The 16,441-nt window shown below is 60.8% G+C and carries 19 protein-coding genes; 18 read left to right on the top strand and 1 reads right to left on the bottom strand.

The genetic code is table 11. From position 1 onward, the window contains the following. Positions 1-26: 26 nt before the first annotated feature. The 12 genes from mtnP to coaBC all read left to right on the top strand — a co-directional run bounded on the left by mtnP (position 27) and on the right by coaBC (position 11,450). Positions 27-890 carry an S-methyl-5'-thioadenosine phosphorylase gene (gene mtnP / locus KJB29_RS10030; RefSeq protein WP_215734456.1) on the top strand — a complete coding sequence of 288 codons (864 nt, stop codon included), beginning with the start codon at positions 27-29 and terminating at the stop codon, positions 888-890. Between the two features lie 20 nt (positions 891-910). Further along, positions 911-1,828: a carbohydrate kinase family protein gene (locus KJB29_RS10035; protein WP_215734457.1), complete on the top strand. Its 918-nt coding sequence runs from the start codon at positions 911-913 to the stop codon at positions 1,826-1,828. A 132-nt stretch (positions 1,829-1,960) separates the two neighbouring features. Beyond that, entirely contained in the window at positions 1,961-2,704 is a 744-nt protein-coding gene (locus KJB29_RS10040; protein WP_004511778.1) for a tetratricopeptide repeat protein, read from the top strand. A gap of 9 nt (positions 2,705-2,713) precedes the next feature. Next, on the top strand, positions 2,714-3,556 hold the full coding sequence (locus KJB29_RS10045) for a RodZ domain-containing protein (protein ID WP_215734458.1): 843 nt from the start codon (positions 2,714-2,716) through the stop codon (positions 3,554-3,556). Between the two features lie 87 nt (positions 3,557-3,643). Next, positions 3,644-4,333, top strand: coding sequence for a GAF domain-containing protein (locus tag KJB29_RS10050; protein WP_246561107.1), 690 nt, complete (start codon positions 3,644-3,646; stop codon positions 4,331-4,333). A gap of 75 nt (positions 4,334-4,408) precedes the next feature. Then, positions 4,409-4,798 (top strand): response regulator, encoded by a 390-nt coding sequence (locus KJB29_RS10055; RefSeq protein ID WP_011366081.1) that lies wholly within the window; start codon positions 4,409-4,411, stop codon positions 4,796-4,798. A gap of 40 nt (positions 4,799-4,838) precedes the next feature. Next, positions 4,839-5,288: a universal stress protein gene (locus KJB29_RS10060; RefSeq protein WP_215734460.1), complete on the top strand. Its 450-nt coding sequence runs from the start codon at positions 4,839-4,841 to the stop codon at positions 5,286-5,288. An 89-nt stretch (positions 5,289-5,377) separates the two neighbouring features. Next, positions 5,378-6,565: a hybrid sensor histidine kinase/response regulator gene (locus KJB29_RS10065; RefSeq protein ID WP_215734461.1), complete on the top strand. Its 1,188-nt coding sequence runs from the start codon at positions 5,378-5,380 to the stop codon at positions 6,563-6,565. Positions 6,566-6,649: 84 nt separating this feature from the next. Next, the gene (locus KJB29_RS10070) at positions 6,650-8,251 is read left to right on the top strand and encodes an NAD(P)/FAD-dependent oxidoreductase (RefSeq protein WP_215734462.1); all 1,602 of its coding nucleotides are present in this window, start codon (positions 6,650-6,652) and stop codon (positions 8,249-8,251) included. Continuing rightward, on the top strand, positions 8,248-9,402 hold the full coding sequence (locus tag KJB29_RS10075; protein WP_215734463.1) for a 3'-5' exoribonuclease YhaM family protein: 1,155 nt from the start codon (positions 8,248-8,250) through the stop codon (positions 9,400-9,402). Before KJB29_RS10070 ends, KJB29_RS10075 begins: the two co-directional genes overlap by 4 nt. Positions 9,403-9,598: 196 nt before the next feature. Next, positions 9,599-10,228 carry an MBL fold metallo-hydrolase gene (locus KJB29_RS10080; protein ID WP_215734464.1) on the top strand — a complete coding sequence of 210 codons (630 nt, stop codon included), beginning with the start codon at positions 9,599-9,601 and terminating at the stop codon, positions 10,226-10,228. Between the two features lie 10 nt (positions 10,229-10,238). Beyond that, positions 10,239-11,450: a bifunctional phosphopantothenoylcysteine decarboxylase/phosphopantothenate--cysteine ligase CoaBC gene (gene coaBC, locus KJB29_RS10085; protein ID WP_215734465.1), complete on the top strand. Its 1,212-nt coding sequence runs from the start codon at positions 10,239-10,241 to the stop codon at positions 11,448-11,450. A gap of 3 nt (positions 11,451-11,453) precedes the next feature. Here coaBC and KJB29_RS10090 read toward each other — a convergent pair whose 3' ends face one another. Continuing rightward, positions 11,454-12,371 (bottom strand): zinc dependent phospholipase C family protein, encoded by a 918-nt coding sequence (locus tag KJB29_RS10090; protein WP_215734466.1) that lies wholly within the window; start codon positions 12,369-12,371, stop codon positions 11,454-11,456. Positions 12,372-12,411: 40 nt separating this feature from the next. On the opposite strand from KJB29_RS10090, the gene KJB29_RS10095 reads away from it, so the two are divergent. The 6 genes from KJB29_RS10095 (at position 12,412) to KJB29_RS10120 (ending at position 16,441) form a co-directional block, all read left to right on the top strand. Then, positions 12,412-13,173, top strand: coding sequence for a uracil-DNA glycosylase (locus KJB29_RS10095; RefSeq protein ID WP_215734467.1), 762 nt, complete (start codon positions 12,412-12,414; stop codon positions 13,171-13,173). Between the two features lie 11 nt (positions 13,174-13,184). After that, entirely contained in the window at positions 13,185-13,562 is a 378-nt protein-coding gene (locus KJB29_RS10100) for a hypothetical protein (RefSeq protein ID WP_215734468.1), read from the top strand. Positions 13,563-13,587: 25 nt separating this feature from the next. After that, positions 13,588-14,031, top strand: a complete 444-nt coding sequence (locus tag KJB29_RS10105; RefSeq protein ID WP_215734469.1) for a PaaI family thioesterase — start codon at positions 13,588-13,590, stop codon at positions 14,029-14,031. 351 nt (positions 14,032-14,382) lie between these two features. After that, a complete protein-coding gene (locus KJB29_RS10110) occupies positions 14,383-14,679 on the top strand; it encodes a hypothetical protein (protein WP_215734470.1) in 297 nt (98 codons plus the stop codon). Between the two features lie 131 nt (positions 14,680-14,810). Beyond that, on the top strand, positions 14,811-15,275 hold the full coding sequence (locus KJB29_RS10115; RefSeq protein WP_246561109.1) for a BPTI/Kunitz-type proteinase inhibitor domain-containing protein: 465 nt from the start codon (positions 14,811-14,813) through the stop codon (positions 15,273-15,275). Further along, positions 15,275-16,441 (top strand): radical SAM/SPASM domain-containing protein, encoded by a 1,167-nt coding sequence (locus KJB29_RS10120; protein ID WP_246561111.1) that lies wholly within the window; start codon positions 15,275-15,277, stop codon positions 16,439-16,441. The genes KJB29_RS10115 and KJB29_RS10120 overlap by 1 nt, the downstream gene beginning before the upstream one ends.

A 16,441-nucleotide genomic window follows, 5' to 3' on the forward strand; every position in this document is an offset into this window, starting at 1 on the left:
TTTCTGCAGCCTGGGAGGACTATGGCATGAGTGAGCAGGTTATCGGCGTCATTGGAGGAAGCGGTCTCTACGAGATGGATGGGCTGAGCGATGTCCGGAGCGTGGCTGTGGAAACCCCCTTCGGGGCCCCGTCGGACGAGTTCATCACCGGTGTTCTTGACGGGGTGCGGATGGTGTTCCTTCCCCGTCACGGTAAGGGACACCGCCTCCTGCCGTCGGAGGTGAACTACCGGGCTAACATCTACGGGATGAAGAAGCTTGGTGTAACGCGGATCATCTCCGTCTCTGCCGTCGGGAGCATGAAGGAGGAGATCGCGCCGGGGCACATCGTTATCCCCGACCAGTTCATCGACCGCACCAACGCAACCCGGGCCAACACGTTCTTCGGCAACGGCGTGGTGGCCCACGTGCAGTTCGCCGACCCGGTCTGCGCCGATCTCTCCGGCTGGCTGTACGAGGCGGCCTTGGCCGCCGGAGCAACCGTTCACCGGGGAGGGACCTATATCTGCATGGAGGGGCCGGCATTCTCGACCCGGGCCGAGTCGAACCTTTATCGTTCCTTCGGCGTCTCGGTCATCGGCATGACGAACATCCCCGAGGCGAAACTGGCCCGGGAGGCCGAGATCTGCTACGGGGTCATCGCCCTCTCCACCGATTACGACTGCTGGCACGAGTCCCACGACGATGTCTCGGTGGATGCTATCCTGGCAATCATTCGGCAGAACGTCGCCATGTCAAAGTCCATCATCGGCCACGCCGTGAAGCGGATCTCCGCCGAGCGGGCGTGCCCCTGCGCCTCGGCCCTCACCTACGCCATCATCACCGACCGCAGCGCCATTCCCGCCGAGGCCAGGGAGCGGCTCGACCTGATCATCGGCAAGTATCTGTAATACAAGACAAGGAGATTGTTATGGGCATACTCGTCGTCGGTTCCGTGGCATTTGATTCGGTGGAGACCCCCTTTGGCAGGGTGGAGAACGTTCTCGGCGGCTCGGCAACTTATTTCTCGACGTCGGCGAGCTTTTTCACCGATGTGAGCCTTGTGGCGGTGGTGGGAGAGGACTTCCCCCAGGAGCACGTGGAGTTCCTCAATTCCCGCAATATCGATCTGCGCGGTCTTGCCCGGGAAGGGGGAAAGACCTTCCACTGGAAGGGGAAGTACGGCTACGATCTGAATGAGGCCCAGACCCTGGAAACCCACCTGAACGTGTTCGAGAGCTTCAAGCCGCAGATTCCGGCCGCGTACCGTGATGCCGAATTCCTCTTCCTGGCCAACATCGATCCGGAACTCCAGATGGAGGTTCTCAGCCAGGTGGAGAAGCCGCGGGTCATCGCCTGCGACACCATGAACTTCTGGATCTCCTCCAAGCCCGAGGCCCTCAAGGCGGTCATCGCCAAGGTGGATATCTTCATCATTAACGAAGGTGAGGCCCGGCAGTTTACCCAGGAAGCCAACCTCACCAAGGCGGCCCGGAAGATTCTCGCCATGGGGGTAAAAACCCTGGTCATCAAGCGGGGCGAGTACGGCGTCCTCATGTTCACCGATCATTCGGTCTTTGCCGCTCCGGCCTTTCCCCTTGAGGACGTGTTTGATCCGACCGGGGCCGGCGACACCTTTGCCGGCGGTTTTATGGGGTATCTGGCCAATACGGGTGACACCTCCGAGACGGGAATCCGTCAGGCCATCATCTTCGGGAGTGTCATGGCGTCGTTCAATGTGGAGGATTTCAGCCTCAATCGCCTGAAGCGGCTCGAGTATCGGGAGATCGAGGACCGCTACCGCAGTTTCAAGGCCCTGACCCACTTCGAAGGGCTTGCTGGAGGGTAGGGAGCGCGGCGCCCTGCGTTGACAACACAAGGCAAATCTGTTACGGTTCACGGGGCGTGAACAGGCTTTCTGAGCCGGTTTTCGCTCCTCACAGACAGCTCTGCTTTCAATTTCCCGGCTTGAGGTGATAACGTGAAACGTCTACTTGTGCTGATCGTCATGGCGCTCTTTTCCCTCACAGCCTGTGCCGTAACCGACGCCTCCCGGAAGCAAGCATCCTATCACTTTCAAATGGGTCTTTCCTATCTAGGGGAAAACGATGCGACCCGTGCCCTTATCGAACTCGCTGAAGCGGAGAAGCTAACCCCCGATGATCCCGCCCTCCTGAACAGCCTCGGCCTCGCCTATTTCTACAAAAAACGGTACGATCTCGCCGAACTCAAGTATCGTAGGGCTATCGAGCTGAAGCCCGATTATTCCGAGGCCAGGAACAACCTGGGGGTGAACTACCTGGAGATGCAGCGGTGGGATGATGCCGTGGCCCAGTTCACGTTGGTTCTGGCCGATCTGTTCTTCATCAACCATGAGGACGCCCGGATTAACCTCGGTCTCGCCTATCTGGGCAAGGGCGATTATCCGAAGTCACTCGACATTCTGCGTCAGGCGGTTGCAACCTCTCCCCAGAACATTGTCGCCCGGGTTGGCCTCGGCCGGGTATACTTTGCCATGGACCGCAACGATCTGGCGATTCAGGAATTCACCAAGGCCGTTGAGCTTAACAAGAATTATCAGAACGGATACTACTATCTTGCCCTTGCCCATCTGAAGGGTAAAGACTATGTGTCTGCAGCCGATGCGTTCCGCGAGGCGATCCGGATAGCACCCGATTCGGAGAAGGGGCGTCTTTCCCGGGAATATCTGGAATCAATGCGCTGAGAGGTTCACTTGTCTGACGCGCTCACCCCCGGAAAAGGGGGAACATCCATCGGTATCCTGCTGCGAGAGACCCGCGAGTCCCGTGGGGAGTCGCGGGAGGACGCCGCCCGCGTCACCCGCATCGGCAAGAATTATCTTGCCGCCCTCGAAGAGGAATCCTTTGACAAGCTTCCGAGTCCCGCCTATGTAAAGGGGTTTCTGCGGGTGTACGGAAAGCACCTGGGACTCTCTCCGGATGACTTGGTCGCCAGGTACGAGGAACAACTGGTTCCTGCACCTGCCACGGAGCAGGAGGAGGACGAGGGAGGGGCGCCGCCTGTTGCCCGCGTAGCGATCCCCCCCATCCGTAACCGCTGGATGATTCCCCTGGTTCTCCTTGCCCTGGTGCTCGTCACCGCTACGATTATTCCTCAGAGAGAGCCCGCACCGGTGCGGCCTGTGCCCGAGCCGGTTCCCGCCAAGGTGCTTCTTGCCCCGCCACCTGTTCAGTCACCCTTATCCTCGGTTGCAGCGGCTCCGCTGTCAAAGCTGCAGGAGGCACCGGCGGAATCCGCTGAGGCAACTTCCCCGGAAGCGGCCGCTCCTTCAGCCAAGCCGGGTGGGATGGTTCTCAAGCTCAAGGTGAACCAGGATTGCTGGCTGGATATAACCATCGACGGCGCCGTCTCCCAGCAGTACGACCTGAAGGCCGGCGACCTGATAGAATGGAAGGGGGAGCGGTTCTTTTCGCTTGATCTCGGCAATGCCGGCGGGGTGGAGGCCGAATTCAACGGCAAGGTGCTTCCATCGTTCGGAGAGGCAGGCAAAACTGCCCATGTGACACTTCCTGCAGAATATACTGAGGAGCAGTAGCCTCGGCAAAACTACGGCACACTGGAGATTATTTCAAGGAGAGGGTTTTTCATGCATATGGTACGCTGCAGAAAGTGCGGAAGAGTAATGAAGAGTGAACGGATCGATCCCTACAGGGTGAAGCTGTCCTGTGTCTGCGGCTTTTCCGATTTCCGGGCCGTTCCCGACAAGGCCAAAACGGTGAATCCCTTCTACCAGAAGGCGAGTTTGACCCCCTTTGTCGAGAGTGAAAAGGGGAAGATGGTTCTGACCATGCAGCGGGCCAACCGGGAACATCTGGAGATTATCTCCCTGGAAGAGATCAGCATGCTCGTCTCCTCCGACTTCAACCTGCCGGAAGTTCTCCAAAACGTGACGAAAAAGGTGGCCGGGCAGCTTAAGGTGAGCGTCTGCAGCATCTACCTCCGGGAGGGGGACGACCTCGTGCTGGCCGCCACCCATGGCTTCGACCCCGCCTTCATTGGCAAGATCCGGCTCAGGATCGGCGAGGGGATCACCGGCACCGTTGCCAAGGAGGGGAGCCACATATCCCTTACCCATGCCTCTCGCGATTCCCGTTACAAGCATTTCTCCGAGCTCCAGGAAGAAAAATACAACTCCATGCTCTCCTTTCCCATCAGCGACAAGAATGAGGTGTATGGAGTCATCAATCTCAATACCACCTCCATCAAGTCGTTCCAGGAGGATGAGATCTACTTTGTCTCCATTATTGCCAACCTGATCCTTACAGCCATTAAGCTTCGGCAGCAGGTGGCCACGGGAAAAAAAGCGCTGTGACCGTCTGCTTGACAGGGGGGGACACCATGCTAGACTCAGATTCATCGTACCACGCGCCAGAAGCGGAGTTTATCATTGGCAGAGCAGGCAAAAAAACGGATACTGGTTGTTGACGACGAAGAGAATGCCCGGATAGGTCTGTCGAAACTTCTCGAACGGGAGGGATTCGAAGTCGAAAGCGTTTCGAATGGCTATGAAGCCCTTAACTATCTGAACCAGCGGCAGGTGAACGTTATTGTCACCGATATCAATATGCCGGAGATGAACGGCATCACCTTCCTCAAGGAACTCAACAAGAATTTCCCCGCGAGCAACGTCATCATGATTACTGCCTATGGCGGTGTTGAGTCGTATATCGAGGCCATGAACCTGGGGGCCTTTGAGTATATCAACAAGCCCATCAAGATCGACGAGCTGAAGTCGATCCTGAAGAAGATTTTCAAGGAGAAGGAACACCGCCACTGATCTTGTCCACTCAAGCCAGATTCCTCCAGGGGGTAGAGCAATGAAAACCTTTTCCACCATTGTCTTTCCGACCGACTTTTCCGAAAACTCGGAGTACGCCTTTGACCATGCCCTGACCCTCGCCCGGCAATTCAACGCGCGGCTTGTCGTCGTGCATGTCATCAACGAACCAGTGGATCTGCGTGGTTTCTACGTCCCCCATGTCTCCTTTGAGAAGCTCGAAGAAGAGATCGTTGCGGCGGCCGAGAAGGTGATGGAAAAGTTCTGCAGGACCAAGCTCAAGGACTACGCCAACTTCACCAGCAGCATCGTGTCGGGCATCCCCTACGACGAGATTCTCAAGAAGGCTGATGAGGAGAATGCCTCCCTTGTCGTGATGGGAACCCACGGCCGCCGGGGGATTGACCACTTCCTTTTCGGGAGCACGGCAGAACGGGTGGTAAGAAACGCCAAGTGTCCGGTGATGACGGTCCGCCCCCCCGAAGAGTAGTAATGTGGGCTCTGTTTCATGCAGGGCGGACGAAGGGCAGCTTTGGCTGCCCTTTGTTTTTATTCTGACAGGAAGAGATTTGCCACTCCATGACTACGGTAACTAACGCCTCTAAGGGTACCATTCTCATCATCGACGATGAGAAGGTAATCCTTGACCTCACCTCCATAGTCCTCAGTAACCGTGGTTACACGGTCTACACCGCTCCGGACGCCATGGTCGGCCTGGAAGAGTTGGAGGAGCATCATCCAAGCCTGGTGCTCCTCGACTACATGATGCCGGTCATGGACGGTTTTACGGCCCTCAAGCAGATCCGGCAGCGATTCCCCGATACCTATGTCATCATGTTCACCGGCAAGGGAAACGAGGAGATCGCCGTAGAACTCATGAAGGCCGGCGCCTCCGATTACATCCTCAAGCCCTTCAATAACCAGGATCTGGTGGAACGGATCGAGAGCGTCCTGCGGATCAGGGCGGTGGAGATCAGGAACCGCGAGCTGATGGAGGAGCGGGACAAGCTTCTGGCCGAGATTGCAGAGTGGAACCGTGAGTTGGAGGAACGGGTGCGGGAGAAGACCGAGGCACTCCAGAAAGCCCAGGCGGAAATCGTCCAGTCGGAGAAGCTCGCTTCGCTGGGGTATCTTTCGGCCGGCATGGCCCATGAGATCAGAAATCCCCTCAACTCCATCAATCTCTTTGCCCAGCTCCTGAAAAGCGGCTGCGAAGAACCGGAGAAGCTTGACTATATCGACAAGATCCTCAAGGAGGTGGACCGGATCGACGACATCATGCGCAAGCTCCTCGATGCGTCCAAGCGCCCCCGCTTCCAGTTGAGCGAGGTGCGGCTCGACCGGGTCATCGATGCCACCCTGGAGGTGTTCAGACCCCAGACCACCCTCTACGGCATCGAGGTGGTGAGGGCCTTCCGTCGTGTCCCTCCCCCCTTTCAGGCAGACCCCTCCGAGATCGAGCAGATCTTCACCAACCTTTTCCTGAACGCCATCCACGAGATGCAGGAAGGCGGGACCCTTGCCGTCCTGCTCGACCATGACGACCGGGAGGTCATCATCCGGATCTCCGACACCGGCAGGGGAATGCCGCCGGATAATGTGAAGAAAATCTTCGATCCCTTCTTCACCACCAAGACCAGCGGTAGCGGCCTCGGCCTTGCGGTGGTGCTCCGCATCGTCAAGACCTATCAGGGGAAGATCACCGTGGAGAAGAGCGACGAAACCGGCACCACCTTTGCCATCAGGCTCCCCCTTCTCCCTTCCTGACCCTGCCCCCTTTCTCCTTTTCTTTTCCACCCCGATTTTGTATGATGGCGCCCTGTTTTTCAGGGCTTTTGACGAATTAATACGATGCCGATTCTGATACGAAACATTGTCCTCGCCCCCGGAGAGGGGGACGACGTTCTGGGTACGCGGGTTGCCGAGCGCTTCGGGGTGCCGGAGCGGGATATCCAGTCGTTGCATCTGGTCCGCAAGAGCATCGACGCCCGACGCAAGCCCCGCGTAATCATCGTCTGCACCGTCCAGTGCCGGCTGCTCGATGAGGCGGGGTTCCTCGTGCGGCATGGCCATGATCCTGACGTGAAGGCCGTGAAAGAGGAGCCGCAGCCGGTCTTCCCGCGGCTTGCCGGGGGAGGGCGGATCGTCATTGTCGGCATGGGGCCGGCGGGGCTTTTTGCGGCCCTTCGGCTCGCCGAGTACGGCCTTGCCCCCACCATCCTGGAGCGGGGACGGCCGGTGGAGGAGCGGACCCGGGACGTGCAGGCCTTCTGGAGCCTGGGCCAGCTCGATACGGAGAGCAACGTCCAGTTCGGCGAGGGGGGGGCCGGCACCTTCTCCGACGGGAAGCTTACCACCCGGGTGAACGACTCCCGGATCGGCTACGTCCTCCAAAAGTTCGTAGACTTCGGCGCGTCGCCGGAGATCCTGCATCTGGCCAAGCCCCACGTGGGGACCGATCAGCTGCGGCGGGTGGTGGCGGGCATCAGGCAGGGGCTCCTGGCCGCCGGGTGTGACATCCGTTTCCGGAGCAGGGTGACCGACATCGTCTCCCGGGAAGGGCGGGTCGGCGCGGTGATCGTGAACGGCACCGACGAGATTGCCGCCGATGCTCTCGTTCTCGCGCCTGGCCACAGTGCCCGCGATACTTACGAAATGCTTGCCCGCCGGGGAGTTCACCTCCAGGCGAAGCCCTTTGCCATGGGGGTGCGGGTGGAGCATCCCCAGAAGCTCATCAACGGGATCCAGTACGGCAAGGGGCATCACCCGGCCCTGACCCCGGCGGACTATGCCTTGGCCCATAACGACCGGCGCACCGGCCGCTCGGCGTACTCATTCTGCATGTGCCCCGGCGGCGTGGTCGTGGCGGGAAGCTCCGAAGAGGGGGGCGTCGTCACCAACGGCATGAGCGCCCACCTGCGCAATACCCCCTTTGCCAACAGCGCCCTGGTGGTCACCGTGGGGCCCGATGACTTCGGCTCCACCTCTCCCCTGGCAGGGGTAGAGTTCCAGCGGCATTGGGAGCAGCGGGCCTTTGAGGCCGGTGGCGGAGGATACCGTGCCCCGGCCCAGAATCTCCTCTCCTTCCTTGGCATGAAGGGGGGGAAGGGGGTATCCTCCACGTACCGCCCCGGGGTAACGGAAACCGACCTCTCCCGGGTCCTTCCCGCTGCCGTGACCGGGACCCTGCGGGAGGCACTGCCAACCTTCGACCGGAGGATGCGGGGCTTTGTCACTGCCGAGGCGACCCTCACCGGCGTTGAGACCCGGACCTCGGCGCCGGTGCGGATCGTGCGGGGAGAGAACTGCCAGTCGGTGAGCCTGCAAGGGCTCTATCCCACGGGTGAAGGAGCCGGCTACGCCGGGGGAATCATGAGCGCCGCCTTGGACGGCATCCGGGTGGCCGACATCATTGCAGGGAAGATAACCGCCGAGACAAGGAGCGCGATTTGAACAAAGTGTACGTGAGCAGCATCAAGGACCGGGACCAGCTGGAGTCGGTCTTTCTCGTAAAAGACAAGATCATGGCCATGGCCAAGAACGGCAAGCCGTACATGACGCTGAAGCTCATGGACAAGACCGGCGAGATCGAGGGGCGGGTCTGGGACAACGTGGACGAACTCTCCGCCATCTTCGACCGGGACGACTTCATTGCCATCCGTTGCAAGGCCAGCGTCTACCTGGGGAAGATGCAGCTCATCATCTCCGAGCTGGTGCGGGTGCCAGACGATCGGGTGCAGCTGGCCGACTTTCTTCCCGAATCGGACCGCCCTGTGGCCGAGATGGAGCAAGAGCTTGCCCTGTTGCTGTCGAGCTTCACCGATCCGCACCTGAAATCCCTCATGGATGCTTTTTTCGGTGATGCCGAGCTCATGGCCCTCTACCGGATCGCGCCGGCGGCCAAGGGGATGCACCACGTCTACCTGGGGGGGCTCCTGGAGCATTCCCTGGCGGTGGCACGCCTCGTGGACACCATCATCCCCCTCTACGGGGGGCTCAACCGCGACCTCCTCGTGGCCGGCGCGCTCCTCCACGACGTGGGGAAGGTGCGGGAGATGACCTACCAGCGCTCCTTCGACTACACCGACGAGGGGAAGCTCCTGGGGCACATCACCATCGGCGTTGAGATGGTGCAGGAGCGGATCGCCGCCATCCCCGGTTTCCCCACGGAGCTGGCCATGCTCCTCAAGCACATGCTCCTCTCCCACCACGGCCAGTACGAGTACGGCTCACCCAAGCGCCCCAAGACCGTAGAGGCCACGATCCTCAACTACCTTGACGACCTGGACTCCAAGATCAACGGCATCCGGACCCACATCCGGAAGGAAGCCGAGAGTCAGAGTCGCTGGAGTTCCTACCACCGCCTCTACGACCGCTACTTTTACAAGGAGAATTACAGCAACGGGGAAGAGTACGACGAGGCAGCCGAGGCTGAAGCCGAAGGAGCCGCCCCCGAGCCGCCGGCCCAGCAACCGGCAACGGCGCCTGAGTCGCCGGCGGCACCAGCACCGCACCCCCGGCGGGAGGAGCAGAAGAAAAAAGGGTTCCACAACAACCCCTTCGAGCAGCTCCAGGGGAAGAATCTCGATCTGTTCAACCAATAGCAATAGTTGCAGCAAAAGCATTTGAAACACAGAGCAACTGAGCAACTGAGTAAAATTCGAGAGACGAATTCCTTTAATACCGTTTTTGAAACAAGTTTTCTAAAGTCAGGTCCAAAATGGGTTGATGTATTGATTTCTCTGTTGCTCTGTTGCTCTGTGTTATTCCAATTACTGATTTGCGTGCGGGAGATACACTATGATCTTCGACATCGTTGTCGTCGGCCCCCTGGGGGTCAACTGTTTCATCCTCGGCTGCGAGGAGACCAAAGAAGGGGTGGTGGTGGACCCCGGCGCCGATGCGGGCCGCATCCTCGACCGGGTCCGGGCTCTCGGCCTCACCATCCGTACGGTCATCAACACCCACGGCCACTTCGACCATATAGGGGGGAACAAGGCGGTCCTGGAGGCCACCGGTGGCCGGCTCATGATCCATCGGGATGACGTCCACTTCCTCTCCCGGGCCGCGGACGTGGCGGCCAACTACGGACTTTCCACCGAGAACTCCCCCCAGCCGGACGAGCTTCTTGAGGACGGGATGACAATCACCTTCGGCAAATGCGCCATGAAGGTCTTCCACACGCCGGGTCACACGCCGGGGGGATGCTGTCTCTACCTGGAAGGGGAGGGTAAGGTCATCACCGGGGACACTCTCTTTGCCGAGTCGGTGGGACGGACCGATTTCCCCGGCTCCTCCCACGAGGCCCTCATAACCTCCATCCGCACGAAGCTCCTCCCCCTCCCCGACGAGACCCAGGTCTTCCCGGGGCACGGCGAGTCGAGCTCCATCGGGCGGGAGAAGCTGTACAATCCGTACCTGAACGGGTAGGAGACCATCCATGCTCAACGGCAAGCAGATCATCCTCGGCGTTACCGGCGGCATCGCCGTCTACAAGGCGGTGGAGCTCGTGCGGCTCCTGACCAAGGCGGGGGCCGACGTCCACGTCATCATGACCCGTTCGGCCACGGAATTCGTGGGGCCCCTCACCTTCCAGACCCTCACCGCGAACCCGGTTCACACGGAGATTTTCAACCTGATCGCCGAGCGGGAGATCGGCCATATCGCCCTGGCCGACCGGGCCGATCTCTTCATCATCGCCCCGGCCACGGCCAACGTCATCGGCAAGATCGCGGGCGGCATCGCCGATGACATGCTCACCACCACCGTCATGGCCACCAGGGCGCCGGTCCTCATTGCCCCGGCCATGAACGTGAACATGTGCACCAATCCCATCTACCGTGAAAACGAGGAGAAGCTCCGTCGCCACGGCTACCGCTTCGTGGCTCCGGTCAAGGGGATGCTCGCCTGCGGCTGGGAGGGGGAGGGTAAGCTCCAGGACCCGGCCATCATCATGGAGGAGGCGGTCTGCGCCCTCACGCGGCAGGACCTGGCTGGTGAGCGGGTTCTCGTGACCGCCGGCCCGACCCTTGAGGAGATCGACCCGGTCCGCTTCATCAGCAACCACTCGTCGGGAAAGATGGGATATGCCATTGCCCGGGCCGCCCGGCGCCGCGGGGCCGAGGTGGTTCTCGTGGCCGGACCCACCTGCCTCGACGACCCCTGGGGGATCGAGACGGTCCATGTCTGCTCCGCCGCCGAGATGCGCGACGCGGTCATGGAGCGGGTCGCGGCGAGCACCGTCATCGTCAAGGCGGCGGCCGTGGCCGACTACTGCCCAAAGAGTCGGGCCGCGGGGAAGATCAAGAAGTCAGCCGATGCCATGGTGCTGGAGCTGGAGAAAAACCCCGACATCCTGGCGGAAGTGGGGCGGGTGAAGGGGGATCGGGTTCTGGTGGGATTTGCCGCCGAAACCAACGATTTGGTGGAGAATGCCCGGAAGAAGCTGACCGGCAAGAACCTGGACCTGGTGGTGGCCAACGACATCGGCCAGCCAGGGGCCGGTTTCAACGTGGATACCAACATCGCCAAGCTCCTCCACCGGGATGGCCATGTCGAGGAACTCCCCCTCATGGGGAAGGATGAGATGGCGACGATTATCCTCGACCGGGCGGCCGGGCTGCGGAAGCAGGGAATGCGGGGGGAGGAGTAGGGGCTATCCCCTGGACATGATCTGGAGGAGCTTGTCCGGCTCACAGATGGCTTCCCGAAGTCGGATTCGCATAGAGTCCACCTGGGCGACGGCATCCTCCTTGGTGATCTTGCCGGCGTTGTAGAGGAGCCGGAGGTTCTTCCTGACCGCCTCGGCGGTGGCCAGTGCCCGCTCCCCCGTGGGATCGGCCTGGAAGTAGCGGGACTCCTCCAGCCGGTTCAGGAAATCGAACACCGCCTCCTCGGCCAGGTCCAGGTACTCGCTCCGATCGTCCTCCTCCAGGGTGTACCGGGAGGTGTCGGAGAGGGTCTTGAGCACCTGCTGCCACTTTTCCAGGCGGCTCACCAGGAGGATGGAGTTGAAGATCCGCTTGTTGGTGCCGAAGGAGAAGAGGGTGTCCGAGAGGACGTTCCGCAAAAGCGCGTCGTTGGCCTTGTAGTTCTCCGTGGCGACCTTCTTCCCCGTCTCCCATATCTCCTGGTCCACATAGGTCTCCAGACGCATCTCCCAGTAGGCGTGCTTCAGGGTGAGGGTTGAGAAACTCTCCATGGTCTTGGCGGGGACGTAGTAGTTGTGGGCCACGGTATCGGCGGCCAGGTGCGCGAGGTAGCCGTAGGCGCAGGCCTTCTGGGGCGGGTTCCAGGCGTACTCCAGGACCTTCATCCCGATCCGCCAGCGGTGGCAGTGCTGGAGGTAGTGGGTGAACTTCTTGCCCAGGGTGATGTCCGCCGCGATGCAGCCGTAGAGGAAATCGTGGGGGAAGGCGCCGACGACGGCCGCTACGGCGGGGCTCACGGCCTGGAGGTTGTTGATGACGGCAGTGCCGAGCTGGAGGTGGATGCCGGCACCCCAGGCAAAGGCATTGGCGGGTACGAAGAGGATGATGAGCAGAAATATCGGCAGGATAGGCATGGGAATCATGGTATGAAACCGTCGGAAAAATGTAAAGGAATTTGCCACCATGGGCGTTGACGGGGAGACGATCGCTTCCCTCAGGCGCTACCTGGAGGAGCTGAAGGAGACCGGCGTGGACGAGATTCCCCGGGCCGCGGCGTCGCGGGAAGAGCAACCGGTACCGCCGCCGGAGGCTGTCGCTCCCGCTTCAGTTCCTGCTTCGTCAGCGCCCGTTGCCGAGCCGCAAGCGGCGACCGCCGGCGAGACCCTGGACGATATCCGCCGCGATCTCGGGGAGTGCGTCCGCTGCCAGTTGGGAAAACAGCGCACGAACCTCGTCTTCGGGGTCGGCAATCCCCGGGCCCGTCTCGTCTTCATCGGCGAGGCCCCGGGCAGGGACGAGGACCTCAAGGGGGAGCCCTTCGTGGGGGAGGCGGGGCAGCTCCTCACGAAGATCATCCAGGCAATGGGGTTTGCGCGGGACGAGGTCTACATCTGCAACGTGCTCAAGTGCCGCCCGCCGGGGAACCGCAACCCCCACCACGACGAGATCGTCCAGTGCGCCCCCTTCATGCTCCGGCAGGTGCGGGCCATCGGTCCCGAGGCCGTGGTGGCGCTGGGTACCTTTGCGGCCCAGACCCTCCTGGCCACCAAGGAGCCGATCTCCGCCCTCCGGGGGCGGTTCCACGACTACCACGGCATTCCCCTCATGCCCACGTTCCATCCGGCGTTCCTCGTGCGCTACCCCGAACGCAAGCGGGAGGTGTGGGATGACATGAAGCAGGTCATGGCGCTCTTGGGGAAGAAAATGCCGGCCAAGAAGGGATAGGAACAGGAACGATGGCAAAAGGGTATCAGGCCAACAGGGAGCGGCAGGAGCAGGTAGGCGCGCTGGGGAAGGCCCTGGCCAAACGGGCGGGGTTTGCCTGCGAGTGGTGCGAGGGGAAGGAAGACCTTCGCCCCTGGGACTACCGCCCGGATGAAGAGCCGTCAGAGGAGACCCTGGCCCTTCTCTGCGGCCGCTGCCGCGAGATGGCCGACGGGCGCCGGGGAGACCTCCACGAACTGCGTGAGATCCGCAATGCTCTCTGGAGTCCGGTCCCTGCCGTGGCCGAGGGGGTTGCCCGGGTGCTGGCAAAGAGCAAGGAAGCCTGGGTCCGGGAGGCCATCGAGGAGAGCTTCATCGACGAGGCCGTGAAGGCCCAACTGCTCAAGTAAGGCCCTAACGGAGAGAGGAAAGACCATGTACGAGCATCTCTACGACGAACCCATGGGAGAGGATGTGGCGCTCCCCTTCGAGCTTCCCGAGTGGATCGCCTGTGCCCCCTTCGAGGAATACCTGGGGATGACTATCGAGGAGGCCGAGGGGGGGAAGGCGCGCCTCACCATGCCGTTCCAGGTGAAACACGCCCAGGGAAAGGGGCTCATGCACGGCGGCGCCGTCACCGCCCTGGCCGATACGGCAGTGGCCATGGCCATCAAGAGCATGCTCCACGAAGGGAGCCACTTCGTGACCACCGAGCTCAATCTGAAATTCCATGCCCCCATCCACGGGGGAACGGTCACGGCCAGGGCCGAGGCCATCAGGGAAGACGAGCGGACCATCAGGGGGGTGGCGGAGGTCTTTGACGAAAAAGGGGTGAAGACTGCCACGTTTACCTCGGTCTTTCGGATCAAACGTAAGTGATCTGTATTCCCCTCCTGGTTGCCACGGCGGGATGACTAAACAAGGTACTGTTTTTGCAGCGTCTTTGAAATCAGATCAAAGACGAGGTGGTACCCATGGTTACCCGCTGGCTCGCCCCATTTTCCCCTCCAGTTTCCGTATTTCCCTCTCTTTTGCTCAATCAACCGATAACCTTCCCGAACAGTGCCGGCCCGCTCCGTCCAACTCTTCAGCCTCCCTGTGCATCATCCCGTTTATCCAACTCCGTTCTGACAGATCAAGTCAAAAATTCCTCAGCTACCAACGGCGCTTATGTGGATGGGACGCGCTCCATGGATGTGGGGTTCCCGCAATAACTGCAAAGGAGGAGGTATGGTTAAGAAAATTTTCAAGCTGGTTCTGGCTGTTATTGCTGTGACGTTTCTAGTCGGCGTGGCAGACGGCTACCGGACCAAGAAGAAACTGGTTGGCTACTGCCGCGAGACGGTTGCCGGCACTTCGCTGGTTGCCGCGAAAGAGAAGGCGCTGCAAAGCGGTTTCCGGTTTTTTGACAGCACTTCCCCCACCAAGGCCCTGGTCACAGCCAGCGGTGTCATGGGGCGGTATGTCTGTGAGATCGAGCATGATGGGGAACGGGTCGTGAAGGCAACATTACTCTTCAAGGATTAGGGCCGGAAGCACTGATCGATGGACAAAACCGTAGAATCCGGTCAAGAAAAAATTGCGCGGACCGAAAAGAAATACAGGATCATATGACCTGGCCGACGGAAAATTATGAACAGCATGTGGGGGGTGAGACGATGAACAAAAAGATTGCCCGTATCGGGAAAAAGGCGGGGCTTGGAGAAGGCGAGATCAGGAGCTTCGTCAGGATCGGCATGTCGGGGCTTATGGCATTGATCATTTCCGCCTTTACTGGTTCGGCCCAGGCTGATGCCACGGTTCCTCTTCAAGATCACGTAAAATCCCAGGCCAAGGAGCCGCTGCCGGAGAAGTGCCGCCTCAAGCCGGACGGCGGTCCCTGCAAGGCCCTGTTCTGGGAATACTATTTCGACCCGAAGACCAACGAGTGCAAGGAGTTCGTCTACGGGGGATGCGAAGGTGTGGTTCCCTTCGATACCAGGGAGGAGTGCGCACAGGAGTGCCTCGCCCAGCAGGCGGAGCCGGTGATTCCCGATGACGACTGTGGCGGTCCCTTCCCCGGTTATCCCTGCGGCACCAAGTACTACACCGTGAGCGTCCGGGATTTCCGGCGCCTCTCCTGATGACAGGGCGGCTCGTGAGCGGCGCCTGCACTCTAGAATGCGCGGTCTGGGAGTTTACCCTGGCCTGTAACCTGAATTGCATCCACTGCGGGTCGAGCGCGGGGAGCAGGAGGACCGACGAGCTGACGACCGACGAGGCCGTGGCCCTGTGCCATGATCTGAAACGGGCCGGCTGCCTCGGCGTTGCCCTCATGGGGGGCGAACCGCTCCTGAGGAAGGATTTCTGGCAGATCGCCGGCCTCATCAGGAAGCTCGACATGGAGCTCTCCGTCATAACCAACGGGACGATCCATGACCCCGAGACGTTCGCGCGGCTCAGGGAACTGGACCCCCGCGCCGTTGCCGTGAGCCTTGACGCGGCAACCCCCGCCATCCACGACCATATCCGGGGGCGGAGCGGCGCCTTCCGGGAAACCTGGGATTTCATCCGGGCGGCAGGGGAGGCGGGACTGCCGGTGAGCGTCATCACCACGGTCCACAGGATGAACCTGACGGAACTTACGGCACTGCGGGAGCAGTTGCTGAGGAAAAACATCGCGTGGCAGATCCAGGTGGCCGGGGCCGAGGGAAAGAGATTCCCCCGGGAACTGCTCCTGGACGAGGAAGAGTTCTATTCCGTGGGGCTCTTCATCGCCTCCACCCGAAAAACGTACCCGATCCACGCGATGCCGGTCATCGGCGCCCATGACATGGGCTACCACTCCCTGATGCTGGACAGCATCTCGTTGACCGGTGAGTGGACGGGGTGCCAGGCCGGGGTGTCGGTCATCGGCATCCAGAGCAACGGCAACATCAAGGGGTGTCTCTCCATGGACGACAGCACCATTGCCGGCAATGTGCGGGAGACGTCGGTCCGCGATCTCTGGCGGAGCGCCGGGGCTTTCCCCTATTCGCGCGGCTTTACCGCCGATGACGCCGGGGAGAACTGCCGCGGCTGCCCGCACCTGGCCACGTGCAAGGGGGGATGCAACGAGATGTCCCTCATGAAGACCGGGGGATTCCACAACGATCCCTACTGCTTCCACCGGATCGAGATGCGGATTTTCGAGAAGGAGCTGCGCAACCCCTGGTACCGGCTCCTGCTGAAGGCGCGCGGGAGGCTCGCGGCCCTCGGCGCCCGGGGGAATGAAAAAAGGCTGAGCGACTCGTTTCTCGGTCATCGATAG

The sequence above is a fragment of the Geobacter grbiciae genome (genome assembly GCF_018531165.1).
GTDB classification, from domain to species: Bacteria; Desulfobacterota; Desulfuromonadia; order Geobacterales; family Geobacteraceae; genus Geobacter; species Geobacter metallireducens.

What these genes read in the sequence shown, in the direction of transcription:
- KJB29_RS10070 (WP_215734462.1), top strand. Translation starts at nt 6,650, where the DNA reads ATGCCGATTCTGATACGAAACATTGTCCTCGCCCCCGGAGAGGGGGAC.
- KJB29_RS10060 (WP_215734460.1), top strand. Translation starts at nt 4,839, where the DNA reads ATGAAAACCTTTTCCACCATTGTCTTTCCGACCGACTTTTCCGAAAAC.
- KJB29_RS10120 (WP_246561111.1), top strand. Translation starts at nt 15,275, where the DNA reads ATGACAGGGCGGCTCGTGAGCGGCGCCTGCACTCTAGAATGCGCGGTC.
- KJB29_RS10035 (WP_215734457.1), top strand. Translation starts at nt 911, where the DNA reads ATGGGCATACTCGTCGTCGGTTCCGTGGCATTTGATTCGGTGGAGACC.
- KJB29_RS10105 (WP_215734469.1), top strand. Translation starts at nt 13,588, where the DNA reads ATGTACGAGCATCTCTACGACGAACCCATGGGAGAGGATGTGGCGCTC.
- KJB29_RS10050 (WP_246561107.1), top strand. Translation starts at nt 3,644, where the DNA reads ATGAAGAGTGAACGGATCGATCCCTACAGGGTGAAGCTGTCCTGTGTC.
- KJB29_RS10065 (WP_215734461.1), top strand. Translation starts at nt 5,378, where the DNA reads ATGACTACGGTAACTAACGCCTCTAAGGGTACCATTCTCATCATCGAC.
- KJB29_RS10100 (WP_215734468.1), top strand. Translation starts at nt 13,185, where the DNA reads ATGGCAAAAGGGTATCAGGCCAACAGGGAGCGGCAGGAGCAGGTAGGC.
- KJB29_RS10090 (WP_215734466.1), bottom strand. Translation starts at nt 12,371, where the DNA reads ATGATTCCCATGCCTATCCTGCCGATATTTCTGCTCATCATCCTCTTC.
- KJB29_RS10110 (WP_215734470.1), top strand. Translation starts at nt 14,383, where the DNA reads ATGGTTAAGAAAATTTTCAAGCTGGTTCTGGCTGTTATTGCTGTGACG.
- KJB29_RS10115 (WP_246561109.1), top strand. Translation starts at nt 14,811, where the DNA reads ATGAACAAAAAGATTGCCCGTATCGGGAAAAAGGCGGGGCTTGGAGAA.
- mtnP (WP_215734456.1), top strand. Translation starts at nt 27, where the DNA reads ATGAGTGAGCAGGTTATCGGCGTCATTGGAGGAAGCGGTCTCTACGAG.
- KJB29_RS10095 (WP_215734467.1), top strand. Translation starts at nt 12,412, where the DNA reads ATGGGCGTTGACGGGGAGACGATCGCTTCCCTCAGGCGCTACCTGGAG.
- coaBC (WP_215734465.1), top strand. Translation starts at nt 10,239, where the DNA reads ATGCTCAACGGCAAGCAGATCATCCTCGGCGTTACCGGCGGCATCGCC.
- KJB29_RS10080 (WP_215734464.1), top strand. Translation starts at nt 9,599, where the DNA reads ATGATCTTCGACATCGTTGTCGTCGGCCCCCTGGGGGTCAACTGTTTC.